The organism is Priestia koreensis (assembly GCF_001274935.1).
In the GTDB taxonomy this organism is placed as follows: domain Bacteria; phylum Bacillota; class Bacilli; order Bacillales; family Bacillaceae_H; genus Bacillus_AG; species Bacillus_AG koreensis.
Map to the genome: position 1 here is coordinate 1 of NZ_LILC01000039.1, position 669 is coordinate 669.

1 protein-coding gene is annotated in these 669 nt (G+C 40.4%); it reads left to right on the forward strand.

Annotated elements, in window-relative coordinates:
• Positions 1-669, forward strand: a 669-nt coding sequence (locus AMD01_RS23220; RefSeq protein ID WP_157052841.1) for an RNA-guided endonuclease InsQ/TnpB family protein, incomplete at both ends; no start/stop codon positions are given.

Consider the following 669-nt stretch of genomic DNA (forward strand, 5'->3'; position numbering starts at 1 on the left):
CTTCGGAATATACAATCAAGTCTTGCACACTATCAATGACTGCATCAGGAAAATACTACATTTCCATTCTGACAGAGTACGAGAAGGAGATGGAAAGCAAGAAAATCGAAAATGTTGTAGGGTTGGATTTTGCGATGGATGGATTGTTTGTCGATAGCGAGGGTAAGAAAGCCAATTATCCAAAGTTTTATCGTCAAATGCTCTCCAAGTTAGCGTCTGAGCAACGTAAACTTTCTCGGAAGAAGAAGGGTTCTTCAAATTGGAATAAACAGCGTATTCGAGTTGCCAACGTTCAAGAGAAAGTCGCCAATCAACGCAAAAACTTTCTTCACCATAAATCAAAAGAATTGGTGACGACTTATGATGCCATTATAATCGAGGACTTAGATATGAAAGCGATGTCACAAACCTTGAAGTTCGGCAAAAGCGTGTCTGATAATGGTTGGGGAATGTTCACATCTTTTCTGAAATACAAACTACACGAACAAGGAAAGCAACTTGTCAAAATCGACAAATGGTATCCTTCTTCTAAAACGTGTTCCAGTTGCGGGCAAACGCAATCTATGCCGATGAACATTCGAGTCTATGCTTGTTCGTGCGGACTACATCTCGATAGAGATGTGAATGCGGCACTCACTATCAAAAAAGAAGGCATTCGCTTATTAGCGA